Here is a 26,824-nt window from a genome sequence, read left to right as displayed (position 1 = left end):
GCGCGTCCGCGAAGACGGACCGGTCGGGACGGGCGGAAACCAGGGAGGGGAAACCCATGAATTCGATGTGGAAGGCCGCGTTGCTGGCCGGCGCGGCGTGGAGCGGCGTGGCGGGCTCGGCTTGGGCGCAACAGGCTCCGGCCGCCAGCGACAGCGTTGGCGTCGAAGAGGTGGTTGTGACCGCCCGCCGGCGCGAAGAGAATCTCAAGGACGTGCCGGTCGCCGTCTCGGCCTTCTCGGCCGACAAGCTGGAGCGCGCCGGCGGAACCGACATCACCGTCCTGCAGCAGACGACGCCGAACATCACGGTCCAGACCGCCCGCGGCTCGAACTCGACCCTGATCAGCTACATCCGCGGCGTCGGCCAGCAGGATCCGCTGTGGGGCTACGAGCCCGGCGTCGGCCTCTATGTCGACGACGTCTACATCTACCGCCCGCAAGGCGCGGTGCTGGACATCTTCGACATCGAGCGCATCGAAGTGCTGCGCGGTCCGCAAGGCACGCTGTACGGCCGCAACACCATCGGCGGCGCGATCAAGTACGTGACCAAGCGCCTGGGCGACGAGGCCGGCGCCAAGATCAAGGCGACCTACGGCAGCTTCAGCCAGACCGACGTGCTGGTCACGGCCCAGACCCCGATCGCCGACACCGGCCTGTCGGTCGGCGCCGCCTACGCCCTCTACAAGCGCGACGGCTACGGCAAGAACCTGACCACCGGCGCCGACCAGTACGACAAGGACGTCCACGCCTATCGCCTGAGCGCCGAGTACAAGCCGACCGAGAACCTGTTCTTCCGCCTGGCCTATGACCGGGTCGAGGACAATTCCAACCCGCGCCACGGCCACCGCGAGCTGCCCTCGCTGACGGGCGGCTATCAGGTGCTGGACGTCTATGACACCCAGGCCGGCCTGGGCGACAAGAACCACGTCCTGACCAAGGGCGTGTCGCTGACCGGCCAATGGGACGTCACCGACAAGGTCACGCTGAAGTCGATCACCGCCAACCGTCGCGGCCATACCGACACCCTGATCGACTTCGACGGCACGCCGCTGCCGACGCTGGACGTTCCGGCCACCTATGACGACCGGTCGTTCTCGCAAGAGCTGCAGGCGGTCTATGCGGACGACAACGTCCAGGGCGTCTTTGGCCTCTACTACATGAACAGCCAGGCCTCGGGCGAGTTCGACACCATCGCCGGCAACCTCGGCGTCTCGATCGCCGACGGCGGCAAGGTCAGCACCCAGAGCTTCGCGGCCTTCTTCGACTTCAGCGCCAACCTGACCGACCGCCTGAAGGTCTCGATGGGCGCCCGCGCCACCCGCGACGCCAAGCGCGCCAACGTGTTCCGCTTCTTCTATCTCGGCGCCACGCGCTCGCCCTACCAGGGCGGGACGCCGCGCGCGATCCTGCAGACGCGCACCAACTACAGCGCCGACAAGACCTTCGAGCAGTTCACCCCGCGCCTGTCGGTCTCGTACGAGCTGAACGACGACCTGACGACCTACGCCTCGTTCTCCAAGGGCTACAAGTCGGGCGGCTGGGATATGCGCGGCGACGCCTTCATCACCCCGCAGACCGTCAATGGCTACAAGCCCGAGATCGTCAAGACCTACGAGGCCGGCCTGAAGGGCTACGCCCTGGAGCGCCGGGTGTCGTTCTCGTCGGCGATCTTCCTGTCGAAGTACACCGACCAGCAGGTCACGACCCAGGTCGTGGTGCCCTCGGGCATCGCCAGCTCGGTCGACAACGCCGGCGCCTCGACGCTGTACGGCGCCGAGTTCGAGGCGAACGCCAAGCTGAGCCGGAGCCTCTCGGCCAATGTCGCCCTCGGCTACATCCACGCCAAGTACGACACCTTCAGCCGCTTCGTGCCGGCCGGCGCGCCCAACCCGCTGAACCCGTCGCAGACCCTGGCGACCGGCCAGGTGATCAACGTCGCCGACCTCTACGGCTTCCAGAACACCCCGCAGTGGACCGGCAATGTCAGCCTGACCTGGCGCGGCGAGCTGGCGGGCGGCGACATCGCCATCACCCCGATGGTCAGCTACCGCGACAAGTACCAGCAGTTCGAGCAGCCCCTGCCGGCCCTGGACCAGAAGGCCTTCACCCTGGTCGACCTGACCGCGATCTGGACCGCCCCGGGCGGCAAGTACAAGCTGGCCCTGACCGGCAAGAACCTGACCGACGAGCGCTATCGCACGGGCGGCTACAACTTCGCCGGGGCCACCTACAACAACTCGGTGATCGGCTTCTACGGCCCGCCGCGCACCATCGCCGGCTCGATCGAGGTGGCGTTCTAATCCTCTAGGCGAAAGCTGGGGCGGGGCTTGCTGCAACAAGTCCCGCCCGTTTTTTATGTAACCGTGGCGTAAGGTGGGGCAGTCGATGAGCGGGAACGGGAACGAGGCGCTGGAGACGGCCCCGAAGCAGGCGTCCGGATATCGCTATGTCGTCCTGGCCATGCTTGTGCTGGCCTACACCTTCAATTTCCTGGACCGGCAGATCCTCGGCATCCTGGCCAAGCCGATCAAGGACGAGTTTGGCCTGACCGACGCCCAGTTCGGCCTGATGGGCGGCCTGGCCTTCGCGCTGCTCTACACGACCCTGGCCATTCCGATCGCCTGGCTGGCCGACCGCTTCAGCCGCGTCTGGATCATGACCGCGGCCCTGACCCTGTGGAGCGGGTTCACCGCCCTGTGTGGCGTCGTCGGCAGCTTCGGCCACCTGTTCCTCGCCCGCATGGGCGTGGGCATCGGCGAGGCGGGCGGCGTGGCGCCGGCCTATTCGCTGATCTCGGACTATTTTCCCAAGGCGCAGCGCGCGCGGGCGCTGGCGGCCTATGCGTTCGGCATTCCGCTGGGCACGGCGGCGGGCACCCTGGTCGGCGGCCTGCTGGCGGTTCACTACGGCTGGCGGACCGCGTTCATCGCCGTCGGCCTGCTGGGCGTGCTGCTGGCGCCGGTGTTCCGCCTGGTCGTGCGAGATCCGCCGCGCGGCGGGGCGGACCGCGCGCCCGGCGAGGCGCCGCCGGCTCCCGCGCCGGCCGCGCCGCTGGGCCAGGTCGTGCGCCTGTTGGCGGCCAAGCCCAGCTTCTGGCTTCTCTCGCTGGGCGCGGCCTCGTCGTCGGTCTGCGGGTACGGCGTCGCGGCCTGGCTGCCGTCGTTCTTCATGCGAAGCCTCGGCCTGACCCTGGCGCAGACCGCCTGGTACTATTCGGGCATCGCCTTCCTGGGCGGCGTCGTCGGCATCTGGCTGGGCGGGGCCATGGGCGACAAGCTGGGCGCAAAGTCCAAGGGGGGCTATCCGCTGACGCCGGCCGTGGCGTTCCTGATCTCGGTGCCCTGCTTCCTGCTGGCGATGAACAGCGGCGCGCTGGTCGGCGGTCTTGGCCCGCAAGCGGCCCTGGCCGTGGCGTTCGTGATCTTCCTGATCCCGACGGGCCTGAACCTGACGTGGCTGGGCCCCATCACCGCCGCCGTCCAGCACCTGGCGCCCGCGCCGATGCGCACGACGGCCTCGGCCCTGTTCCTGCTGATCAACAACCTCCTGGGCATCGCCGTCGGGCTCTACTATTTCGGCAAGGTCTCGGACGTGCTCAAGCCGGTGTTCGGCGCGGAGTCCCTGCGCTGGGCCATCTACACCGGCATGAGCTTCTATCTGCTGGCCGCGCTGCTCTTCTTCCTGGCCTCGCGCCGCCTGGAACGCGACTGGGTCGACTAGAAGGGGAGGGCGGCGGAAGGTCGCGGTATCGCAACCGCCACGCTTCGGACAATTTCAGGTATCAAAGCCGCGACAAATCGCGAGCGACCTGAATGATCCCCGAAGACCGCCACATCTTTCACGACCCCACGGGCAAGCGTGAGCGGCGGGCGAAGCTTGTCCTCGGGATCGTCATCTCGCTGATCGCCGCCCTGGTGGCGGGCTTCGTGGCGACCCTGGCCTTCGCGCCGCGCCTGCCGGACGCGCCGCTCAAGGACCCGCACGCCCTGACCGCCCTGCACCAGGAGACGCCGCGCAAGACCAAGCCGGTGACATCCTGGAAGCGGGTTCCCCGTCCCAAGGCCACGCCGAATGGCGCGGCCGCCCGGCCGCTGTCGGTCGGCTTCTATGTCGACTGGGATCAGGACAGCCGCGAGTCCCTGCGCCGCAACATCGACAAGCTGGACGTCGTCTCGCCGCAGTGGGTCGCGATCAAGGGCTCGGACGGCGACATCGTCGTGACCGACGATCCGGAAGGCGCGGCGCGGATCGCCAACGCCCCCAACCACCCGGCCGTGCTGCCGCTGGTGCACAACTCCGCCAACGCCGCGTTCAACGGCCCGCTGGCCGACGCCCTGCTGACCGCTCCCAAGGCGCGAGCCAGGCTGATCGCCAACCTCAAGGACCTCGCCGCCCAGCGCGGCTATGGCGGCTATGTCTTCGACTTCGAGGCGCTGTCGGACAAGGGCCTGGCCGCCTATCCCAAGTTCCTGGCCGAAGCCCGCGCCGCCTTCGATCCCGTGGGCCGGGAAGTCTGGGTCACCGCGCCGTTCGACGAGCAGGGCTGGCCGCTCAAGCGCCTGGAGCAGGCCTCCGACACCCTGGTGCTGATGGCCTATGACCAGCACTACGCCGGCGGCGATCCGGGGCCCAACGCCGGTCAGGACTGGTATCAGCACGAGCTGGCCAAGCGTTTCGCCAGCCTGGATCCGACTCGCACCGTGCTGGCCCTGGCCGCCTACGGCTACGACTGGACGCTGAACAAGGACGGCAGCCGCTCGTCCGGCGCGCCCGCCACCTTCCACGAGGCCATGCGCAACGCCCAGGACGCCGGCGCGGCGATCCGCATGGACCCGGACGTGCTGAACCCGACCTATGAGTACACCGACGACAACGGCGACAACCACGTCGTCTGGTTCATGGACGCCGTCACCCTGTTCAACGAGGTCAAGGTCACCGACCCGTGGAAGCCGCGCGGCTACGCCCTCTGGCGCATGGGCATGGAGGATCCGGGCGTCTGGTCGCTGCTGGGCAAGCCCTATGGCCAGACCTCCACGACTGGCCTGATGACCCTGGCGAATGGCCAGGGCGTGGACTTCGACGGCGGCGGCGAGGTGCTGCGCGTGGCGGCCTTGCCGACGCCCGGCAAGCGCAGCCTGCAGGTCGATCCCGCCACCGGCCTGATCTCGAACGAGACCTACGACATCATCCCCAGCTCCTACGTCATCGAGCGTTACGGCCAGCGCAAGGGCATGGTCGCCCTGACCTTCGACGACGGCCCCGACGGGCGCTGGACGCCGAAGATCCTCGACATCCTCAAGGCCAAGAACGCGCCGGCGACCTTTTTCGTGATCGGCCAGAACATGCAGCGCCGGCCCGACATCGTGCAGCGCGAGGTTGCCGAGGGGCACAATGTCGGCGGCCACACCTGGACTCACCCCAATATCGGCGAGACCCCGCTGCCGCAGGTGCAGGTCGAGTTGAACGCCACCCAGCGCCTATTCGAGGTGCTCACGGGCCGCCAGATGCGCCTGTTCCGGCCGCCGTTCTTCGGCGACGCCGAGCCCTCGACCCCGCACGAGGTCGCTCCGCTGGTTATCGCCCAGACCCTGGGCTACACCACCGTCGGCCTGCGGATCGACCCGGACGACTGGAAGAAGCCCGCGCCGCAGGAGATCATCGACAAGACGCTCGACCGCCTGGACAATCCCGGCAACCGACCGGGCCAGGTGGTGCTGCTCCACGACGCTGGCGGCGACCGCAGCCGCACCGTCGCCGCGCTGCCGGGCCTGATCGACGCGATCCGGGCGCGCGGCTACAAGCTGGTCACGATCGGCGAACTGGCCGGCATGACGCCCGAGCAGGCGATGCCGCCAACCTCGCGCACGGCTCTGGACCTGGCGATCGATAGCCTGGGCTTCGATTTTTTCCGCTGGACCCAGACCGGCATGGGCGCCCTGTTCATCCTGGCGATCTTCCTGGGGGTGGCGCGGCTGGTGTTCCTGGCGAGCCTGGCCCTGGTCCACCGCTTCTGGACGCACGAGGAGCCGGCCGACCTCGATCCCGAGACCGGCCCGCTGGTCAGCGTCCTGATCCCTTGCTTCAACGAAGAGAAGGTGATCGCCGCCTCGGTGGCGCGGATCCTGGAGTCGGACTGGAAGAATCTGGAGGTCCTGGTCCTCGACGACGGCTCCAAGGACGGCACGGCCGACGAGGTGCGCAAGCACTTCGCCAATGATCCGCGCGTGACGCTGCTGTCCTTCGAGAACGGCGGCAAGGCGCGGGCGGTCAATCGCGGCCTGGCGGTGGCCAAGGGCGAATATGTCGTGGCGCTGGACGCCGACACCCTGTTCCCGCGCGAGACGATCGGCCGCCTGGCGCGCTGGTTCCAGGATCCGGACATCGGCGCGGTGGCCGGCAACGCCATCGTCGGCAACCGCGTCAACATCGTCACCCGCTGGCAGGCGCTGGAATATGTGACCGCCCAGAACCTGGAGCGCCGCGCCCTGTCGGCCCTGGGCGCGGTGACGGTGGTGCCGGGCGCGGTCGGCGCCTGGCGCAAGAGCGTGCTCGACGCCCTGGGCGGCTATCCGGCCGACACCCTGGCCGAGGACCAGGACCTGACCATCGCCTGCCAGCGCGCCGGTTGGAAGGTCGCCTTCGACCCCGAGGCTCGCGCCTATACCGAGGCTCCGGACACGGTCGGCGGCCTGCTCAAGCAGCGTTTCCGCTGGTCGTTCGGCACGCTGCAGTGCGTGTGGAAGCACCGCCGGGCCATGTTCAGCCGCAAGGCGCCGGTCCTGGGCTTCGTCGCCCTGCCGCAGATCTGGCTGTTCCAGATCATCCTGGCCGTGGCCGCGCCTCTGGTCGATCTGGCGGTGGTCTGGAGCCTGATCAGCGGCCTCTACGGCGCCCTGGCTCACCCGGTGGAGTGGCGGCCCGACGACATGCTGCTGGGCCTGGTCTACTGGGCCATCTTCATCGCCGTCGACCTTTCGGCCGGCGCCCTGGGCATGGCGCTGGAGAAGCGCGCGCCGTGGGCCGACCTGCCGTTCCTGCCCGTCCAGCGCTTCGGCTATCGCCAGCTGATGTACTATGTGGTGGTCAAGTCGGTGGTCATGGCCATCCGCGGCGGTCGCGTCGGCTGGGGCAAGCTCGAGCGGCGGGCGACCGCTTCCGTGGGAGCGGACGCATGATCCCATGCGCCCGGCGAATGGAAAACGTTGTCATCGCGCGAAAAGAGTGTGACCGGTAACAATTCCGCAACGTCAAGGCTTTCTCTTGCCTGGCCGGGGCAGGGGATGCGTGAGGACCTCTCATTGGGGAAGATAAGCGCGCAAGCCTTCACCTTATCGTCCACACGCGGTTGCGCCTGCGAAATAGCGCTCCTATAACCCCGCCACATTTCAGAAAGCCGTCGTCGAGACCGGGCCCTCATGAACATCCACGAACATCAAGCCAAAGCCGTACTCGCCGAGTTCGGCGCCCCCGTGCCGCGCGGCTTCGCCGCCTTCACGCCCGATGAAGCCGCCGCCGCCGCCGAAAAGCTGGGCGGGCCGGTCTTCGTCGTGAAGAGCCAGATCCACGCCGGCGGCCGCGGCAAGGGCAAGTTCGAGGGCCTCGGCCCCGACGCCAAGGGCGGCGTGCGCGTCGTCAAGTCGGTCGAAGAGGTCCGCACGAACGCCGAGGAGATGCTCGGCCGCGTGCTGGTGACCCACCAGACGGGCCCCAAGGGCAAGCAGGTCAACCGCCTCTACATCGAAGAAGGCGCGGCGATCGCCAAGGAATTCTACCTGTCGCTTCTCGTTGACCGCGCCTCGAGCAAGGTCTCGGTCGTCGCCTCGACCGAAGGCGGCATGGACATCGAGGACGTCGCCCACTCGACGCCCGAGAAGATCCACACCTTCACCATCGACCCGGCGACGGGCGTGTGGCCGACCCACCAGCGCGCCCTGGCCAAGGCTCTCGGCCTGACCGGCGGTCTGGCCAAGGAAGCCGCCTCGCTGCTGACCCAGCTCTATACGGCGTTCATGGCCAAGGACATGGCCATGCTGGAGATCAACCCGCTGATCGTGACCGCGGATGATCACCTGCGCGTTCTCGACGCCAAGCTGTCGTTCGACGGCAACAGCCTGTTCCGTCACCCGGACATCAAGGCGCTGCGCGACGAGAGCGAAGAAGACCCCAAGGAAATCGAAGCCTCGAAGTACGACCTGGCCTACATCGCCCTCGACGGCGAAATCGGCTGCATGGTCAACGGCGCGGGCCTGGCCATGGCCACCATGGACATCATCAAGCTGTACGGCGCCGAGCCGGCCAACTTCCTGGATGTCGGCGGCGGCGCTTCCAAGGAAAAGGTCACCGCGGCCTTCAAGATCATCACCGCCGATCCGGCCGTGAAGGGCATCCTGGTCAACATCTTCGGCGGCATCATGCGCTGCGACATCATCGCGGAAGGCGTCATCGCCGCCGTGAAGGAAGTCGGCCTGAAGGTTCCGCTGGTCGTCCGTCTGGAAGGCACCAACGTCGAACTCGGCAAGAAAATCATCTCGGAAAGCGGCCTGAACGTCATCGCCGCCAACGATCTGTCTGACGGCGCCGAGAAGATCGTCGCCGCTGTGAAGGGCGCCCGCTAAATGTCGGTTCTGATCGGTTCTCACACCAAGGTCATCTGCCAGGGCATCACCGGCGCTCAAGGCACGTTCCACTCCGAGCAGGCCATCGCCTACGGCACCAAGATGGTCGGCGGCGTCACCCCGGGTAAGGGCGGTCAAACGCACATCGGCCTGCCGGTGTTCGACACCGTCGCCGAAGCCAAGGACGCCACCGGCGCCGACGCCTCGGTGATCTACGTCCCGCCGCCCTTCGCGGCCGACTCGATCCTGGAAGCCATCGAAGCCGAGATCCCGCTGATCGTCTGCATCACCGAGGGCATCCCGGTGCTGGACATGGTCAAGGTCAAGAAGGCCCTGCAAGGCTCCAAGTCGCGCCTGATCGGCCCGAACTGCCCCGGCGTCCTGACGCCGGGCGAGTGCAAGATCGGCATCATGCCGGGCTCGATCTTCTCGAAGGGCTCGGTCGGCGTCGTGTCGCGCTCGGGCACCCTGACCTACGAAGCCGTGTTCCAGACCACGAACGCGGGTCTTGGCCAAACGACCGCCGTCGGCATCGGCGGCGACCCCGTCAAGGGCACCGAGTTCATCGACGTCCTGGAGATGTTCCTGGCCGACGAAGCCACGAAGTCGATCGTCATGATCGGCGAGATCGGCGGCTCGGCCGAGGAAGAAGCGGCGCAGTTCCTGAAGGACGAAGCCAAGCGCGGCCGCAAGAAGCCGATGGTCGGCTTCATCGCCGGTCGTACGGCTCCTCCTGGCCGTCACATGGGCCACGCGGGCGCGATCGTCTCGGGCGGCAAGGGCGGCGCCGAAGACAAGATCGCGGCGATGGAAGACGCGGGCATCCGCGTTTCGCCTTCGCCGGCCAAGCTGGGCGAGACCCTGCTTGAAGTGCTCAAGGGCTAACTAGAACACCGAAACCCCGCCTTGGCGGGGCCCAGGTTTTTTGCGACCGCCAGTCGACGATCCGAAAAAATCACCTGGGCCCCGCCAAGCGACGGGCGCCCGGGCGATTGAGAGACTATATTTACGGGCTTGCGGTAGCGCTCCCGTAAGCAAGCGGATCTGAAGGCGACAAATCCATGGCGGACGACGCAGGCATCATCAACCAGGTCTTGACCGAGACCAGCTTCCTCTACGGCGCCAATGCGGCGTTCGTTGAGGACCTCTACGCCCAGTGGGCGGAGAACCCCGCTTCGGTCGAGCCCTCGTGGAACGCCTTCTTCGCCAGCCTGGCCGAACAGGCCGACCAGGTGAAGCGCGCGGCCCAGGATCCGGCCTGGACGCCCAAGAAGGTCCAGACCGTCCGTCCGGACTGGCTGTCGGCCCTCGACGGCCAGTGGGCCACCGTCGCCCCCGCCGTCGAAGCCAAGATCGCCAAGGCCGTCGAGGGCAAGGCCCCCGGCGCCTCCGCCGAAGCCGTCCGCGCCGCCACGCTGGACAGCCTGCGCGCCATCATGATGATCCGGGCCTACCGGATGCGCGGCCACCTCGCCGCCAACCTCGACCCGCTGGGCCTCGAGCCGCCGAAGCCCGCCCCGGAACTGGATCCGGCCACCTATGGCTTCTCGGACGCCGACTACGACCGTCCGATCTTCCTCGACTTCGTGCTGGGTCTCGAGACCGCCACGATCCGCGAGATCCTCAACATCCTGCGCCGCACCTACTGCGGTAATGTCGGGGTGCAGTACATGCACATCTCCGACCCGGCCGAGAAGGCCTGGCTGCAGGAGCGCATCGAGGGCCGCGACAAGGAAATCACCTTCACCAAGGAAGGCAAGGTCGCCATCCTGAAGAAGCTGATCGAGGCCGAGGGCTTCGAGAAGTTCCTGCACAAGCGTTTCCCCGGCACCAAGCGCTTCGGCCTGGACGGCGGCGAAGCCATGGTTCCGGCCATGGAGCAGATCATCAAGCGCGGCGGCGCGCTGGGCGTGAAGGACATCGTCCTGGGCATGCCGCACCGCGGTCGCCTGAACGTGCTGGCCGCCGTGATGGGCAAGCCCTACCACGTGATCTTCCACGAGTTCCAAGGCGGCTCGTCGGTCCCCTCGGACGTCGAGGGCTCGGGCGACGTGAAGTACCACATGGGCGCCTCGTCGGACCGTGAGTTCGACGACAACAAGGTCCACCTGTCGCTGACGGCCAACCCGTCGCACCTGGAAATCGTCAACCCGGTCGTGATCGGCAAGGCCCGCGCCAAGCAGGCCTTCACCCTGCGCGAGCAGCCGGACGCCGGTCGCGGCCACGTCCTGCCGCTGCTGCTGCACGGCGACGCCGCCTTCGCCGGCCAGGGCGTGGTGGCCGAGTGCTTCACCCTGTCGGGCCTGAAGGGCTACCGCACGGGCGGCACCATCCACTTCATCGTCAACAACCAGATCGGCTTCACGACCAGCCCGCGCTATTCGCGCAGCTCGCCGTACCCTTCGGACGTCGCCCTGATGGTCGAGGCCCCGATCTTCCACGTGAACGGCGACGATCCCGAAGCCGTCGTCTTCGCCTCGAAGGTCGCGACCGAGTACCGCCAGAAGTTCGGCAAGGACGTGGTCATCGACATGTTCTGCTACCGTCGCTTCGGTCACAACGAAGGCGACGACCCGACCATGACGTCGCCGCTGATGTACGCCAAGATCAAGGGTCACCCGCCGACCCGCGAGCTGTACGCCAGCCGTCTGGTGGGCGAGGGCGTCGTGACTCAGGCGGAAGTCGACGGCTGGGTCTCCGAATTCGAGACCTTCCTCGACAAGGAATTCGAAGCCGGCAAGGCCTACAAGCCCAACAAGGCCGACTGGCTGGACGGCAAGTGGGCCGGTCTGACCCTGCCGGGCGACGAGGATCGCCGCGGCAAGACCGCCTTCCCGAAGACCCGCCTGCTCGAGCTGGGCCGTCTGATCACCACGATCCCGGACCGCATCGACGCCCACAAGACCGTGCGCCGCGCCATCGAGAACCGCCGCGACGCGTTCGAAAAGGGCGAGGGCATCGACTGGGGCGCGGCCGAGCACCTGGCCTTCGCCACCCTGCTCGACGAGGGCTATCCGGTCCGCCTGTCGGGTCAGGACTCGGTGCGCGGCACCTTCACCCAGCGCCACTCGGACATCATCGACCAGAAGACCGAAGAGCACTACACGCCGCTGAACAACATCCGTCCGGGCCAGGCGCACTATGAAGTGATCGACTCGGCCCTGTCGGAAGAGGCGGTGCTGGGCTTCGAATACGGCTTCTCGCTGGCCGACCCGAACACCCTGACCCTGTGGGAAGGCCAGTTCGGCGACTTCGTGAACGGCGCCCAGGTCGTGATCGACCAGTTCATCAGCTCAGGCGAGCGCAAGTGGCTGCGGATGAGCGGCCTCGTCATGCTGCTGCCGCACGGCTACGAAGGCCAGGGCCCCGAGCACAGCTCGGCCCGCCTCGAGCGCTTCCTGCAGTCGTGCGCGGAAGACAACATGCAGGTGCTGAACTGCACCACGCCGGCCAACTACTTCCACGCGCTGCGTCGCCAGATGAAGCGCGAGTTCCGCAAGCCGCTGATCGTCATGTCGCCCAAGAGCCTGCTGCGCCACAAGCGCGCCGTCTCGAACCTGGCTGACTTCGCCGAAGGCTCGAGCTTCCACCGCGTGATGGTGGACGGCGCCGAGGCCGGCTGCGACGTCGGCGGGATCACGCTGAAGAGCGACGACAAGATCAAGCGCGTCATCGTCTGCTCGGGCAAGGTCTACTTCGACCTGGTCGACCATCGCGCCAAGACCGGCCGCGACGACGTCTATCTGCTGCGTCTGGAGCAGTTCTATCCGTGGCCGATGAAGTCGCTGATGAACGTGCTGTCGCGCTTCAAGAACGCCGACCTGGTCTGGTGCCAGGAAGAGCCCAAGAACATGGGCGGCTGGACCTTCGTCGATCCGTGGATGGAGCTGACGCTGGACAAGCTGGACATCAAGGCCAAGCGCGCCCGCTATGTCGGTCGTCCCGCCTCGGCCTCGACGGCCGCTGGCCTGATGAGCCGCCACCTGAAAGAACTCGAGACCTTCCTCAACGAGGCCTTCGCGTAAGCGAAGGCTCCCGTTACCAAGAAACCCGCCGGACCAAGCAAGAGAGACTCGGAAAGCCCCATGGCCGACATCAATACGCCCGCCCTCGGCGAATCCGTCACCGAAGCCACGGTGGCGCGCTGGACCAAGAAGGTCGGTGAGGCCGTGAAGAAGGACGAGATCCTCGTCGAGCTGGAAACCGACAAGGTTTCGCTGGAAGTGGCCTCGCCCGCCGACGGCGTCCTTTCGGCCATCGGCGCCGCCGAAGGCGCGACGGTCGTCCCGGGCACGGTCCTGGGCGTGGTGACCGAAGGCGCAACCGCCTCGGCCGCTCCGGCCGCGCCCAAGGCCGCCGAGGCGCCGAAGCCGGCTCCGGCTCCGGCCGCCGCTCCGGCCCCGGCTCCCGCGCCCGCCGCCGCCCCGGTCAGCCCGGCTCCGGCCCGCATCGCCGCCGAGACCGGCCTTGACCTGTCGAAGGTCGCGGGCACCGGCAAGGACGGCCGCGTGACCAAGGGCGACGCCCTGGCCGCTCTCGAAGCCCGCGCCGCCGCTCCGGCCCCGGCCGCCGCTCCGAGCGCGCCGCGTCCGATCCATGAGCGCGAAGAGCGCGTGAAGATGACGCGCCTGCGTCAGACGATCGCTCGTCGCCTGAAGGAAGCCCAGAACACCGCCGCCATGCTGACGACCTTCAACGAGGTCGACATGAGCGCCGTGATGGCCCTGCGCGCCCAATACAAGGACGTCTTCGAAAAGCGTCACGGCGTGAAGCTGGGCTTCATGTCGTTCTTCACCAAGGCCGTCGTGGCCGCGCTGAAGGCGATCCCGGACGTCAACGCCGAGATCGACGGCCAGGACATCATCTACAAGAACCACTACGACATCGGCGTCGCCGTCGGCACCGACAAGGGCCTGGTGGTTCCGGTCGTCCGTGACGCCGACGTGCTGAACCTGGCCGAGATCGAAAAGACCATCGGCGACCTCGGCAAGAAGGCTCGCACCGGCGGCCTGGCCATCGAGGACATGCAGGGCGGCACCTTCACGATCACCAACGGCGGCATCTATGGCTCGCTGATGTCGACCCCGATCCTGAACGCGCCGCAGTCGGGCATCCTGGGCATGCACGCCATCAAGGAACGCCCGATGGTCGTCAACGGCAAGATCGAGATCCGTCCGATGATGTACCTGGCCCTGTCCTACGACCACCGCGTCGTCGACGGCGCCGGCGCCGTGACCTTCCTGGTCAAGGTCAAGGAAGCCCTGGAAGACCCGCAGCGCCTGCTGCTGGACCTCTAAGAACCACGAGAAGCCCGCCTCTTCGGCGGGCTTCTTTGCATTCGCGGCCCCGGCGTCCTACGTCGGGGCCGTTCGCATTTCCGGGACCCCGTCATGGCCAAGGACACGCTCTATCTGCTGAAGCCGCATTTCGAAAAGGACGGCGCCCAGCGTTTCTGCCCCGACTGCGCGATGATGGAGGGGTATCTGGCGACCTATCCCGCGCTGCGCGAGACGCTGGAGATCGTCTATGTCGACTACCTCCGCCCGCGCGCGGCCCTGGTCGAGCGGCTGGGCGAAGGCCACCAGAACGCCCCGACCCTGATCCTGGCGGAAGCCTCGGCCGACGCCGGCCCGCACGGCGAGATTCACTCCGCGAACGGCCTGTCGTTCCTGACCGACGCGCGGCCGATCACGCGCTATCTGGCAGCCAAGCACGGCCTCGCCGCGCCGCTCTAGATCCCGGGCGTGTTTGAGCTGCCGTCCCGGATGCTGTATGTATCCGATCGTAGATAGGACAGCCCTATGGGAAAGTTCGAGATCGCACCGGCCAGGGCCAAGCTCTTCACGCACCGAGGCGGCCAAGCTGTTCAGCTGCCCGAGGGCTTTGCGTTCGAAGGCGCGGAAGTGGCCCTCCGCCGGCAGGGAAACGCCGTTATTCTGGAGCCACTGCCGGTGAAGCCTCCGCGAACGCGCGCCGAACTAGAAGCCATGTTCGCGCGTATCGACGCCGAAGGCGGCGCCGACTTTCCCGATCGTGATCAGCCGCCCATGCAAGAGCGTGACTTCGACTGGTGACCCTGGCGCTCGATACGAACGTCTTTGTCGATCTGACTCAAGGACGACGCCCCAAGGTTCGGGAGCGCTATATTGAAGCCGTGCTCGCCGCCGAGGTTATGCTGGCCTCGGTGATTGTGCACCACGAACTGCAGTTCGGCGTATTCGCGAGCCGTGATCCCCAAGCGGCGGCCAGGCATCTTGCCGATTTCGTGCGGGATGTCGTCATTGAGCCGTTGTCCCGCGAAGATGTGGAGGTCGCCGCTCGCATACGCGAAGCGCTCAAGCGAGCAGGCACGCCGATCGGTCCTTACGACCTTCTAATCGCCGGCCAGGCCTTGAATCGCGGCTGGACCTTGGTCACTTCGAACACGCGGGAATTCTCTCGGATCCAAGATCTCTCCCTGCAAGACTGGTCGGCCTAACGCGCGGCCTTCAGCACCGCGTCCCCCAGCGTGGCATAGTCGCCATCGAAATGGTGACCGCCGGGCAGGCGGATCTTGGCGACCTTGTCGTCCGGCAGGGTGGGGCAGATGTCGCGCCGCTCCTTGTCGCCGTAGACGCAGGTGATCTTCACGTCCTGCAGCGCCGCGATGGCCGGGGCGACGGGGAACGAGTCGCGCGGGGCCAGGTTCAGCCAGCTTACCGGATGAAAGCGCAGGTCGCCGTCCGGGCCGGTCCCGATCAGCACCACGCGGCTGACCTGGGCGCGGACGTCCTCGGGCAGCTTCGGGATGATCGCCGGCAGGGCGTCGGCCCCGAACGAATAGCCGATCAGCGTCACCTTGCTCCGGCCCCATTGATGCTCGTAGGCGCGCAGGGTGCGGGCCAGATCGGCCGCCACGTCGTCGGCTGTACGGCTGGTCCGGAAATAGGCCAGCGAGTTGACGCCCAGGGTCGGCACGCCGTTATCGGCCAGGCGCCGCGCCACCTTCTGGTCCAGCGGGCCCCAGCCGCCATCGCCTGAATAGAGCACCGCCAGGGTGTCGCCGCCCTGAGCGCTGGGCACGACGACCGGACCGCTCCAGGTCGGGGTCGACCGCGCGAAGGCGGCCGAGAAGGCGCAGACGGCGGCGACGGAGGCGAGGGCGGCGGAGAGGCCGAAGAGGCGCGGACGGGTCATCATGACTCTAAGGACGACACGGCCCGGTGACCCTCTCCAGGCGCTCTAGTGTCAAGCTTGTGGCGATCCTCGCAACGGGGAGAGCGACGCCGCGCGCTTCCCGCCTTCTCCTTGATTTTCAAGGGCGCGGACGGCGAAAGGTTGTTTCGTTTTTAACAGTCTGGTTCTAAGGAACACCCGCCTCCAAAGGTCTGACAAAACGGCCGGCGAGGCCCCATATCTTGTCCGGCGCCGATCCCGGCGCGTCCTGAAGGCGATAGACCCATGGCTCAGTACGACGTCGTCATCATCGGTGGCGGTCCTGGTGGCTACAACGCGGCGATCCGCGCTGGCCAGCTGGGCCTGAAGGTCGCGATCATCGAAGGCCGCGGCAAGCTGGGCGGCACCTGCCTGAACGTCGGCTGCATGCCCTCGAAGGCCCTGCTGCACGCCTCGGAGCTGTACGCCGCCGCGACCGGCCCGGAATTCGCCAAGCTGGGCATCGAGGTGAAGCCGAAGCTGAACCTGGCCCAGATGATGGCCCAGAAGGCCGAGAGCGTCGAAGCCCTGACCAAGGGCGTCGAGTTCCTGATGAAGAAGAACAAGGTCGACTACGTGAAGGGCTGGGGCCGCATCGAAGGCGTCGGCAAGGTGGTCGTGAAGGCCGAGGACGGTTCGGAAACCACCCTCGAGACCAAGAACATCGTGATCGCCACCGGCTCGGAGCCGACCCCGCTGCCGGGCGTGACGATCGACAACAAGCGCATCATCGACTCCACCGGCGCCCTGTCGCTGCCGGAAGTGCCCAAGCGCCTGGTCGTCGTCGGCGCCGGCGTCATCGGCCTGGAGCTCGGCTCGGTCTGGAAGCGCCTCGGCGCCGAGGTCACCGTGGTCGAGTACCTGGACCGCATCCTGCCGGGCACGGACACCGAAGTCGCCAACGCCTTCCAGAAGATCCTGACCAAGCAGGGCTTCACGTTCCAGCTGGGCGCCAAGGTCACCGGCGCGACGGCCTCGGCCAAGGGCGTCAAGCTCAGCTTCGAGCCGGTCGCCGGCGGCGACGCCCAGACGATCGAGGCCGACTACGTGCTGGTCGCCATCGGCCGCCGTCCGTACACCCAAGGCCTGGGCCTGGAGACGGTCGGCATCACGCCGGACAAGCGCGGCATGATCGCCAACGACCACTTCAAGACCGGCGTCGCCGGCGTGTGGGTCATTGGCGATGTGACCTCGGGTCCGATGCTGGCCCACAAGGCCGAGGACGAAGGCGTGGCCTGCATTGAGATGATCGCGGGCAAGGCCGGCCACGTGAACTACGGCATCATTCCGGGCGTCGTGTACACCAGCCCCGAAGTCGCCACGGTCGGCCAGACCGAGGACGAACTGAAGGCCGCGGGCGTCGCCTACAAGGTCGGCAAGTTCCCGTTCCTGGCCAACAGCCGCGCCAAGATCAACCACGAGACCGACGGCTTCGTGAAGATCCTGGCCGACGCCAAGACTGATCGCATCCTGGGCGCCCACATGGTCGGCCCGAACGTCGGCGACATGATCGCCGAGTACTGCGTGGCCATGGAGTTCGGCGGCGCCTCGGAAGACGTGGCCCGCACCTGCCACCCGCACCCGACCCGCTCGGAAGCCCTGCGCCAGGCGGCCATGGGCGTCGAAGGCTGGACGATGCAGGCCTAACGGCTTCCTGTCCGAGAGTTAACGTGCGGCCCGTTTCGACGGGCCTAAAGTGGCGGGGTTCCCTTTCAGGAGCCCCGCCATGCTTTTGTCTGGACTGCTTCTGGCCGCCGCGCTTCAGGCGCCGCCGCCGCCCCCCGCGTCCATGCCGGCAGGCCCGCCCTCACGGGTCGTCGCGCCGTTCAGCCAAGCCCCACGCATGAAGGGGCAGCGGTCCGCGTTGGAATGCCGGCAGCGCGCCACCCTCGCCCGCAAGACTGAAGACGGCGCCGCCAAGCCGCTGAACCGCATGCGGACGGGCGTCGGCGAGCGCGCGGTCATGCGGATGGTCGACGGCTGTCCCGTGCGGACGCCCCTCATCCCGCCGCCGCCCCAGCGTTGATCCAAGAAAAAGGCCCCGTCGGGGGACGGGGCCTTGAAGTCGCTTAGGGGAGGACACGCCCCGCCGCATGAACGGGGCGCTACGCTTACTGGAGCTTAGAATTCTTCCCAATCGTCAGCCGAGGCGGCCGGCGCGGCCGAGCTCTTGGCGAAGCTTGCGACCTTGGCCTGGGCGGCGGCCACCGGGTTCAGGCCCGGGCGGCTGCTGGCCGAGGCCGGCGCCGGGCCCCTGGCCGGCGCGGGGGCCGGACGCGAGGGGGCGGGGGCCGGACGGGTCGCGGCGCGGGCCGAGCTGGCGCTCGAGGACGGAGCGGCGGCCGCGGCGCCGCCGACGCGGAAGCGGCCGATCATCTTCAGCAGGTTGCCGGCCTCGCCCTTCAGCGAGTGGGCGGCGGCGGTCGATTGCTCGACCATGGCGGCGTTCTGCTGGACGGTCTGGTCCATCTGGTTGACGGCGGCGTTGACCTGGTTCAGGCCCGTGGCCTGCTCCTGGCCCGAGGAGGCGATCTCGCCGACCAGCGCGTCGATCTCGCCGACCTTGGAGACGATGGCCTGCAGAGCCTCGCCGGTCTGGCCGACCATGCTCACGCCTTGGTTCACTTGCTGGCTGGACGTCGAGATCAGGGTCTTGATCTCCTTGGCGGCGTCGGCCGAGCGCTGGGCCAGGGCCCGCACTTCCTGGGCGACGACCGCGAAGCCGCGGCCCGCTTCACCAGCCCGCGCGGCTTCGACGCCGGCGTTCAGGGCCAAGAGGTTGGTCTGGAAGGCGATCTCGTCGATCACGCCGATGATCTGGCTGATCTCCTGCGACGACTTTTCGATCTCGTTCATGGCGTCGACGGCGTTGCGCACGACCACGCTGGAGCGTTCGGCGTCGCCGCGGGTCGAGCCCACGACCTTGGCGGCTTCCTGGGCGCCGGCCGACGAGCGGCGCACGGTGGCCGTGATCTCGTCCAGGGCGGCGGCGGTTTCTTCCAGGCTGGCGGCCTGCTGCTCGGTGCGACGCGACAGGTCGTCGGAGGCCGAGGCGATCTCGTCCGAGCCAGCGCCGATGCTGCTCGCGGCGTGGACGATGGTGCGCATCGTCTCTTCCAGCTGCGTGACCGCGCCGTTGAAGTCGGTCTGCAGACGCTTGTAGCTCTCGGGGATATCCTGATCCAGGCGGTAGGTCAGGTCGCCCTCGGCCAGGCGGTTCAGGCCCGCGGCGATGATCTCCATGACCTGGGCCTGCTCCTTGGCGGCGGCCTCGGCCATTTCCTGGTTGCGGCGGCGTTCGGCCTCGGCCTCGGAATTGGCGCGGGCCTGGGCGGCCTCGGCCGTGCGCAGGGCCACCGCGTTGTCCTTGAACACCTGGACCGAGCGGGCCATGGCGCCGACTTCGTCCTTGCGCTCCGCGCCCTTGACCTCGACGTCCACCGAGCCGTTGGCCAGGACTTCCATGGTCTTGGCGGTGTCGGCCAGCGGAGCGGCGATCTTGCGCGAGCCGATCCACAGGGCGAACAGCAGGGCCGAGCCGGCGGCGATCACGCCGAACAGCACCGAGATGAGGGTGTTGGTCTTGGCTTGGTTGGCCGAGGCGGCCACCATCACATCAGTCTCTTTCGAGTGAGCCGAGACGAACTTGTTGACGTCCTCGTTCAGGCTGGTGATGTCCGGGTCGATGATCGCCATGATCATGACCGCCGCCTCATTGGCGTTCTGCAGGCCCATATCGGCGCCTTGGCGCGCGTTGGTGTAGATCTTTTCCAGGCGTGCGGAGAAGTCGGCGACCTGTTTGGCGGACGTCGGATCGGCTTCCTTGATGGCGGCGAGATACTTCTTGCCGTCCTTGTAGGCCTTATCGACGTCGTCGCTGGCGCTCTTGGCTTCGGGCGAGGTCCCATCGTACGACACCGTCCGATAGGCGCCGTAGCCGATCGCGGTCACCCGACGATTGAAGCGAGCAGCCGCGAGTTCGGCCGGCGCGCGCTGTTCGACCAGCACCCGGGTCGCCTGCTCGGCTTGGCGCGCCTGCCAGGCGCCCATGCCCACGATCGCCAAGGCCACCACCGTCAGAATGACGGCGGGCAACGCGACTTTCGTGGAGATTTTCAGGTCGTCGAACTTCATGATGGCCTCTCGGGGGCTGCGTCCTCCGCAAGGGCGGAAAGGCGCGCTTCTCGCGAGGAGGAAGCTCCGCCCGACGTAAAATCGCGGTTAATTTCGGCGGACCGGGCCGTTAACGCGACAGTCTGTCGCAGATAACCCTACGTAAGGTGTGGCTTTTAGGCCTTGGGATGCGCGGCTTGGTAGGCCGCCAGCAGGCCGGCGGCGTCCACCTGAGTGTAGCGCTGGGTCGTGGACAGCGAAGCATGACCCAAGAGCTCCTGGATGGTCCTCAGATCGGCGCCGGCGCCCAGCAGGTGGGTGGCGAAGGCGTGACGGAAGGCGTGCGGCGTCACCCGGTCCGAGAGCCCGAGCCGCCCGCGCAGGGTCTGGACCAGGCCCTGGACATGGCGCGGCGACAGCGGTCCGCCGCGCTTGGCCCGGAACAGGGGTTCGTCGGGACCCAGCACGAACGGCAGCTCGTCGGCATAGACCGCGATGGCGTCGCGAACGGCGTCCAGCACCGGGGCGATGCGGGTCTTGCCGCCCTTCCCGGTGATGCGCAGCGCCGAGCCCAGCGGGACGTCGCTCCAGGTCAGGGACAGCGCCTCGGAGATCCGCAGGCCGCAGCCCCACAGCAGGGTCAGCACCGCCTCGTCGCGGGCGGTCTCCCACGGCTCGCGCTCGGTGTCGCCCGAGGCCTCGGCGATCAGGTCGCGGGCCTGGTCCTCGGAGACGGGGCGGGGCAGGCCGATCTTCAGGCGCGGGCCGCGCACCAGGCCGATGGCGGCGTTGGCGACGCCGTGACGCTGGTCGACATAGCGATGGAAGGCGCGGATCGACGACAGGGCCTGCGAGATCGAGCGCGGGGCCAGGGCGGCCTCGCCCTGCCTCCGGAAGGCCAGGTAGCCGCGCAGGTCGGCGGCCGAGATCTCGCCCAGGGCCGCGACGCTCAGCGCCTCGCCCCGATGACGCTCCAGGAAGTTCAGATAGGCCAGGACATTGTCGCCATAGGCCCGCACCGTGCGCGGCGAGGCCCGGCGCTCCAGCGTCAGGTAGTCGAGCCAGGCGGCGAGAGCCTGGCGAGCCGTCATAGGACTGGCCAGCGTTCGGCGGTGCGCTCGACCACCCGGCCCAGGAAGTTCACCAGCTCGGTGCCCATGTCGGGCATGAAGGCCTCGGGATCGGTCGAGCCGAAGGCCAGCACCGCCTCGCGGCGCGGCTCCCAGATCGCCATGCGCACCAGGGCCATGCTGCGGATCAGCTCGGCCTTGTCGCCGAACAGCGGCAGGGCGGGGGCGAAGAAGCCCATGCGGGCGATCGGCGCGTCGCCGACCAGCATGTCGGCCTGACCCTCGGCGAGGGCGCGCCAGCCCGCCGGGACGCGGTTTGGTCCTTCCAGGGCGATGACCCCGGCGGCGAGGCCAAAGCGCAGCACCGACAGCTCGTCCACGCGGCGCGCGAGGTCGGAGTGGTTGCGGGCGTCGAGCATATCGATCACCGCCGCGTGGGTCTGGGCCTGGGCGGAGTAGTTGGCGCGGGCGTTGGCCTCGATCGCCTGGCGGGCCAGGGCCTCGCGCTTGTGGGCGGCCGCCACCTTGGCCAGGGCCGCCGGGCCAAAGTCGAGGACGTTGCTGGCGTCGATCTTCAGGCCCAGCTCCCCCAGCAGGTCGTCGTCCTGGCGCAGGAACTGCGGCTGGGTGCGCAGGAACGCCCGGACGCTGTCGGCGTCGACCGTCGTCTTCTTGGCCGCGCGAGTCGCGTCGCTCATGGATGCCCCGAGTCTGGTGAAATGACGCGTCGATGAAGCCCCAAGACGGTTAACGGCGTCTTGATAAGCTTGGCCGGCGGACCTCTCGACCTGGGGAGCGTTTCGCGGCAGAAGCTTGGGCCCATGCCGCGTATCGCTTCCGTCCTGCTGCCGATGCCCTTGCCGGAGGCCTTCGACTACGCCGAGCCGGAAGGGCTGGACCTGGCCGTCGGCGACCATGTCGCCGTGCCGCTGGGCCCGCGCGTGATCCGGGGCGTGGTGACCGCTCTGCGCGACGGGACCGGCGGCAATCGGCCGCTGAAGGTGGTGCAGGGCAAGGTGGACGATCCGCCGCTGCCGCCGGGCGTCCTGACCTTCGTCGAGTGGGCGGCGCGCTATTCGGTCGACGTCCCCGGCTGGCCCCTGGCCATGGCCTTGCGCGGCCTGCGCCATCCGCCGCCCAAGCCCGACAAGGTGCTGATTCTGACCGGCGTGCAGCCCGCGCGCATGACCCCCGCCCGGCTGAAGGTGCTGGCCGCCGCCGAGGGCGTGAAGCTATCCGGCGCGGCCTTGGCCTCGGCCGCGGGCGTCTCGGCCGGCGTCGTGAAGGGTCTGGTGGACGAGGGCGTGCTGGCCGTCGACTTCGTCGAGCCCGAGCGCGGCCTGCCCCAGCCTGATCTTTCCCTGCCGCCGCGCGCCCTCAATCCCGGCCAGGCGGCGTGCGTCGGGGTGCTGAAGGAGATGCTGGACGCCGGCGGCTTCCAGGCGGCGTTGCTGGACGGGGTGACCGGCTCGGGCAAGACCGAGGTCTATCTGGAGGCCGTCGCCGAGGCGCTGAAGGACCCCGAGGCCCAGGTCCTGGTCCTGCTGCCCGAAATCGCCCTGACCCAGGCGGTGATGGCCCGCTTCGAGCAAAGGTTCGGCGCGGTTCCGGCCGAGTGGCACTCGGGCGTTTCGCCACCGCGCCGCCGTCAGGTCTGGGAAGCCGTGGCCAGCGGCAACGCCCGCATCGTCGTCGGCGCCCGCTCGGCCCTGTTCCTGCCGTTCCGCAAGCTGCGCCTGCTGGTCGTCGACGAAGAGCATGACGGCTCGTTCAAGCAGGAAGAGGGCTTCATCTACCAGGCTCGCGACCTGGCCGTGGCGCGCGCCAAGATCGAGGGGGCGAGCGTCTTGTTGGCCTCGGCCACGCCGTCGCTGGAGAGCCTCTACAACGCTCAGATCGGCCGCTATCGCTGGCTGCGGCTATCGGCCCGCCATGGCGCGGCCCAGCTGCCCGATATCGACCTGATCGACATGCGCCAGACGCCGCCGGAGCCCGGCCGCTGGCTGTCGCCGCCGCTGATCAAGGCCATGGCCGTGACGCTGCAGCGCGGCGAGCAGGCCATGCTGTTCCTGAACCGGCGCGGCTACGCCCCGCTGGTCCTGTGCCGGGCCTGCGGCGAGAAGATGAAGTCGCCCGACACCGACAGTTGGCTGGTCGAGCACCGCTATACCGGCCGTCTGGTCTGCCACCTGACCGGTTTTTCGATGAAGAAGCCCGAAGCCTGCCCGCATTGCGGGGCCAAGGACTCGCTGGTCTCGATCGGTCCGGGCGTCGAGCGGGTCGAGGAGGAGGCGCGGCACATCTTCCCCGACGCGCGGGTGGCGGTGTTCTCGTCCGACACGGTGATGGACGCCGAGGCGGCCAAGGCGCTGGTCGCCAGCATGGCGGCCGGCGAGATCGACATCCTGGTGGCGACCCAGGCGGCGGCCAAAGGCCACAACTTCCCGAACCTGACCCTGGTGGGCGTGGTCGACGCGGACCTCAGCTTGCGCGGCGGCGACCTGCGGGCCGGCGAGCGGACCTTCCAACTGCTGGCCCAGGCCGCTGGTCGCGCCGGACGTCATGAGAAGCCCGGCCGCGCCTTGCTGCAGACCTACGCCCCGGAGCACGCGGTGATGCAGGCCCTGGCCGCCCAGGACCGCGACGCCTTCGTCGAGGCCGAGATGGCCATGCGCCAGGAGGCCGGCTTGCCGCCGTTCGGACGCCTGGCGGCCCTGATCGCTTCAGGACCCGACGCCGCCGCCTTGGAAGCCTATGTCGAGGCCCTGGCGGCGGTGATCCCGAACGCAGAGGGCGTGGAGGTGTTCGGCCCCGCCGACGCGCCGCTGTCCCTGGTGCGCGGCCGTCGGCGCAAGCGGTTCCTGGTCCGGGCCGAGCGCAATGTCGACCTGCAAGGCTTCATGGCCGCCTGGCGGGCGCGGGCGAAGATCCCGAACTCTGTCCGCGTGGTCATCGACGTGGACCCCTACAGCTTCCTCTAGGGGGAAAGCGGCGGGTCCAATTCTTGGTAAAAAGAAAATAAAAACAGAGGTCTACCTCAAGCTTCGCTGCGGCTACGGGTCACATTCCGTGTCTCTGCGCACTCCTCCAATGTCTGGTTGCCGACGGCGCGAGGAACGCGCCGCGAGAGGAGGGCTATCGCCCTCCGTGCAGGAGGAAATTCGAAATGAGATCGCTCGGTATTTCGGTGGCGTTCGTGCTTGGTTTGGCCGTGGCGGGTTCGGCCGCGGCCCAGTCCGCCGCGCCGCTGTCGGGCTCGGGTGGTTCGATCCAGGCGCCGCTGTTCAAGGCGTGGATCGCCAACTACCAGAAGGCCGGGGGCGAGCCGATCGCCTACCAGGGCCAGAATTCCGCGTTCGGGATCAGCCAGATCGAAGCCAAGGCCGCCGACTTTGGCGTCACCGCCATGCCGATCTCCGACGCCGACCTGAAGACCAAGGGCCTGTCGCAGTTCCCGTTCGTGATCAGCGGCACCGTTCTGGTGACCAATGTGCCGGGCCTCGAGAGCGGCAAGCTGAAGCTGGACGCCAAGGCCCTGGCCGACATCTTCATGGGCAAGATCACGAAGTGGAACGACCCGGCCCTGAAGGCGCTGAACGCGGGCCTCGACCTGCCGGATTGGCCGATCACCGTCGCCCACCGCACCGACCCGGCCAGCATGACCTTGCTGCTGACCAGCTATCTCTCGTCGGTCAGCCCCGAATGGAAGGCCGGCCCCGGCGCGGGCGAGACCGTCAACTGGCCCACCGGTCTGGGCGGCAAGGGCAACGCCGGCATCAGCGAGATCATGTCCGGCACCATGGGCACGATCAGCTATGTCGAATACGCCTACGCTCTGGACCACAAGCTGGACCTGGTTTCGCTGAAGAACCGCGATGGCGCGTTCGTCACGCCCTCGCCCGCCGCCTTCTCGTCCTTCGCCGCTTCGGCGCCGTGGACGGCCACCAAGGGCTTCGGCGTCCAGACGCTGGACCAGCCGGGCAAGGGGACCTGGCCGCTGGTGCTGGTCAGCTATGGCCTGCTGCGCGACGACGCCGACGCGGACCGCGCCAAGCGCGTCCGCGACTTCTTCACCTGGGGCTACAAGAACGGCGACGCGGACATCACGGCCCTGGGCTACGCCCCGGTTCCGGCCTCGGTGAAGGCCGCCGTCCAGGCCAAGTGGAAGTAGGCGCCTCAGCCGCACCTCTAGAGAACCGAAGGCCCCGGGGTTCGCGCCCCGGGGTTTTTCGTTGGGCGTCAGTTCGTGGGTTCGGCCTTCTGAAGCACCGGCGCGTCGCCGATGGGCTGGCGCGAGCGCAGGGGCAGGGCGGGGATGAACAGGATGGTGATCAGCGCCAGGATGATGACCGCCAGGGCCGCGACCATCACGCCGCTGACGGCGTCGACCAGAGCCTTCTGCAGAACCGGATCGGCGTGGGCGGCCTGACCCTGGGCGGCGGCCTTGACGGCCATGCCTTCCAGCGCTCCGAGATCGAGGCCGCCGCCGGGCAGGCTGGCCAGCCGCGCCGTCAGCAGGGTTCCGGCCAGGGCCGCGCCGACCGTCGAGCCAATCTGCCGGAAGAACTGGTTGGAGCTGGTGGCCACGCCGATGTCGCGCGGGTCGACCGCGTTCTGGGTGGCGATGTTGAACAGGCTCTGACCCGGTCCCAGGCCCAGGCCCACGAAGGCCAGCAGCCCGCACAGCAGGGCCAGGCCGTGGATCTTCGACAGGTCATGCAGCAGGAACACCGAGACCAGCAGCAGGCCCGCGCCCACCAGCATCAGCGGCTTGTACTGACCCGTCTTGGTGACCAGCTGGCCCGCCACGGCGCTGCCGACGATCAGGCCGGCCATCAGCGGCAGCATGGTCATGCCGCTGATCGTGGCCGGCACGCCGCGCCCCAGCTGCAGGAACAGCGGCAGGAACATCACCACGCCCATGAAGGCCATGGAGATCAGGAAGCCAGCCAGGTTGGCGGTGGTGAACACCCGGTTCTGGAACAGGCGCATCGGCAGGATCGGGTTGGCGACCTTGGTTTCGGCGATCACGAAGCCCGCCAGCGACACGGCTGACAGGGCGAAGAGGCCCAGGCTCCGCGGGTCGCTCCAGGCGAAGTTGTGCCCGCCCAGGCTCAGCGCCAGCAGCAGCGGCACGAAGGCGCAGATCAGCAGCGCCGCGCCCAGAAAGTCGATCCGCCCGGCCTGACGATGCTCCAGCGGCGGCATCTTCACGATGACCATGAAGAGGGACAGCAGGCTGAGCGGCAGGTTGACGTAGAACACCCAGCGCCAGCCGGCGACGGTGTGGGTCCCGACCTGCACCGCGCCATGATCGGTGAAGTAGCCGCCGATGATCGGTCCCAGCACGCTGGCCAGGCCGAACACCGAGCCGAAGATGCCGGCGAACTTGCCCCGTTCGCGCGGCGGATAGAGGTCGGCGATGATCGCGAAGGCGGTGGTGAACAGCGCCCCGCCGCCGATCCCCTGCAGGGCGCGGAAGACGATCAGCTGGACCATGCCCGGCACGCCCAGCACGGTCCCGAACTCGCCGGAAATCCCCGAAAGGAGAGATCCCGCGAGGAAGATCGAGATGCCGGTGATCAGCACCGGCTTGCGGCCGTAGATGTCGCCCAGCTTGCCCCAGATCGGCACCATCACCGTCGAGGTCAGCAGATAGGCGGTGGTGATCCAGGAATAGAGGTTGAGGCCGTTCAACTCCGAGATGATCCGCGGCATGGCCGTGGAGACAATCGTCTGGTCCAGGGCGCTGAGCAGGAACACGATCATCAGCGCCGCCAGGGTCGTGCGGCGCTCGGTGTCGGTAAAGGTCTGGGAGGTCATCGGGGCCTT

General features: G+C 68.1%; 19 protein-coding genes. 14 read left to right on the top strand and 5 right to left on the bottom strand.

What is annotated here, in order from left to right; translation table 11 throughout:
* Positions 1-56: 56 nt before the first annotated feature.
* The 10 genes from CSW60_RS09125 to CSW60_RS09080 all read left to right on the top strand — a co-directional run bounded on the left by CSW60_RS09125 (position 57) and on the right by CSW60_RS09080 (position 15,093).
* The gene (locus CSW60_RS09125; protein ID WP_099536951.1) at positions 57-2,300 is read left to right on the top strand and encodes a TonB-dependent receptor; all 2,244 of its coding nucleotides are present in this window, start codon (positions 57-59) and stop codon (positions 2,298-2,300) included.
* Positions 2,301-2,385: 85 nt separating this feature from the next.
* A complete protein-coding gene (locus CSW60_RS09120; protein WP_099536950.1) occupies positions 2,386-3,720 on the top strand; it encodes an MFS transporter in 1,335 nt (444 codons plus the stop codon).
* A gap of 92 nt (positions 3,721-3,812) precedes the next feature.
* A complete protein-coding gene (locus tag CSW60_RS09115; protein ID WP_099536949.1) occupies positions 3,813-7,175 on the top strand; it encodes a glycosyltransferase in 3,363 nt (1,120 codons plus the stop codon).
* A gap of 240 nt (positions 7,176-7,415) precedes the next feature.
* Entirely contained in the window at positions 7,416-8,615 is a 1,200-nt protein-coding gene (gene sucC, locus CSW60_RS09110) for an ADP-forming succinate--CoA ligase subunit beta (protein WP_099536948.1), read from the top strand.
* Positions 8,616-9,500, top strand: coding sequence for a succinate--CoA ligase subunit alpha (gene sucD, locus CSW60_RS09105; RefSeq protein ID WP_099536947.1), 885 nt, complete (start codon positions 8,616-8,618; stop codon positions 9,498-9,500).
* 176 nt (positions 9,501-9,676) lie between these two features.
* Positions 9,677-12,640, top strand: coding sequence for a 2-oxoglutarate dehydrogenase E1 component (locus tag CSW60_RS09100; RefSeq protein ID WP_099536946.1), 2,964 nt, complete (start codon positions 9,677-9,679; stop codon positions 12,638-12,640).
* 60 nt (positions 12,641-12,700) lie between these two features.
* Positions 12,701-13,912 (top strand): 2-oxoglutarate dehydrogenase complex dihydrolipoyllysine-residue succinyltransferase, encoded by a 1,212-nt coding sequence (gene odhB, locus CSW60_RS09095; RefSeq protein WP_099536945.1) that lies wholly within the window; start codon positions 12,701-12,703, stop codon positions 13,910-13,912.
* Positions 13,913-14,005: 93 nt separating this feature from the next.
* Entirely contained in the window at positions 14,006-14,350 is a 345-nt protein-coding gene (locus CSW60_RS09090) for a DUF3088 family protein (protein WP_099536944.1), read from the top strand.
* 66 nt (positions 14,351-14,416) lie between these two features.
* Positions 14,417-14,689, top strand: coding sequence for an antitoxin (locus CSW60_RS09085; protein ID WP_099536943.1), 273 nt, complete (start codon positions 14,417-14,419; stop codon positions 14,687-14,689).
* Entirely contained in the window at positions 14,686-15,093 is a 408-nt protein-coding gene (locus tag CSW60_RS09080) for a type II toxin-antitoxin system VapC family toxin (RefSeq protein WP_161495638.1), read from the top strand. Before CSW60_RS09085 ends, CSW60_RS09080 begins: the two co-directional genes overlap by 4 nt.
* On the opposite strand, the gene CSW60_RS09075 is transcribed toward CSW60_RS09080, so the two are convergent.
* Positions 15,090-15,791: a virulence factor gene (locus CSW60_RS09075; RefSeq protein WP_236634238.1), complete on the bottom strand. Its 702-nt coding sequence runs from the start codon at positions 15,789-15,791 to the stop codon at positions 15,090-15,092. The genes CSW60_RS09080 and CSW60_RS09075 overlap by 4 nt on opposite strands.
* Before the next feature lie 264 nt (positions 15,792-16,055).
* On the opposite strand from CSW60_RS09075, the gene lpdA reads away from it, so the two are divergent.
* On the top strand, positions 16,056-17,456 hold the full coding sequence (lpdA, locus tag CSW60_RS09070; protein WP_099536940.1) for a dihydrolipoyl dehydrogenase: 1,401 nt from the start codon (positions 16,056-16,058) through the stop codon (positions 17,454-17,456).
* Positions 17,457-17,535: 79 nt separating this feature from the next.
* Entirely contained in the window at positions 17,536-17,835 is a 300-nt protein-coding gene (locus CSW60_RS23100) for a hypothetical protein (protein WP_143324147.1), read from the top strand.
* A gap of 95 nt (positions 17,836-17,930) precedes the next feature.
* On the opposite strand, the gene CSW60_RS09060 is transcribed toward CSW60_RS23100, so the two are convergent.
* From CSW60_RS09060 to CSW60_RS09050, 3 genes are all read right to left on the bottom strand, one after another.
* Positions 17,931-19,943, bottom strand: a complete 2,013-nt coding sequence (locus CSW60_RS09060) for a methyl-accepting chemotaxis protein (RefSeq protein WP_099536938.1) — start codon at positions 19,941-19,943, stop codon at positions 17,931-17,933.
* A gap of 155 nt (positions 19,944-20,098) precedes the next feature.
* Positions 20,099-21,013 (bottom strand): tyrosine recombinase XerC, encoded by a 915-nt coding sequence (locus tag CSW60_RS09055; RefSeq protein ID WP_099536937.1) that lies wholly within the window; start codon positions 21,011-21,013, stop codon positions 20,099-20,101.
* Positions 21,010-21,690 (bottom strand): DUF484 family protein, encoded by a 681-nt coding sequence (locus CSW60_RS09050; protein ID WP_099536936.1) that lies wholly within the window; start codon positions 21,688-21,690, stop codon positions 21,010-21,012. Before CSW60_RS09050 ends, CSW60_RS09055 begins: the two co-directional genes overlap by 4 nt.
* 123 nt (positions 21,691-21,813) lie before the next feature.
* Here CSW60_RS09050 and CSW60_RS09045 point away from each other — a divergent pair, with 123 nt between their 5' ends.
* Complete coding sequence (locus tag CSW60_RS09045) at positions 21,814-23,973, top strand: primosomal protein N' (protein WP_099536935.1); 2,160 nt, start codon at positions 21,814-21,816, stop codon at positions 23,971-23,973.
* A 185-nt stretch (positions 23,974-24,158) separates the two neighbouring features.
* Positions 24,159-25,163 (top strand): phosphate ABC transporter substrate-binding protein PstS, encoded by a 1,005-nt coding sequence (gene pstS, locus CSW60_RS09040; protein WP_099536934.1) that lies wholly within the window; start codon positions 24,159-24,161, stop codon positions 25,161-25,163.
* Positions 25,164-25,231: 68 nt separating this feature from the next.
* On the opposite strand, the gene CSW60_RS09035 is transcribed toward pstS, so the two are convergent.
* On the bottom strand, positions 25,232-26,815 hold the full coding sequence (locus CSW60_RS09035; protein ID WP_099536933.1) for an MDR family MFS transporter: 1,584 nt from the start codon (positions 26,813-26,815) through the stop codon (positions 25,232-25,234).
* Between the last annotated feature and the right edge of the window lie 9 nt (positions 26,816-26,824).

Source organism: Caulobacter sp. X (assembly GCF_002742635.1).
GTDB lineage: Bacteria > Pseudomonadota > Alphaproteobacteria > Caulobacterales > Caulobacteraceae > Caulobacter.
This window is presented reverse-complemented; position numbering and strand designations above follow the sequence as displayed.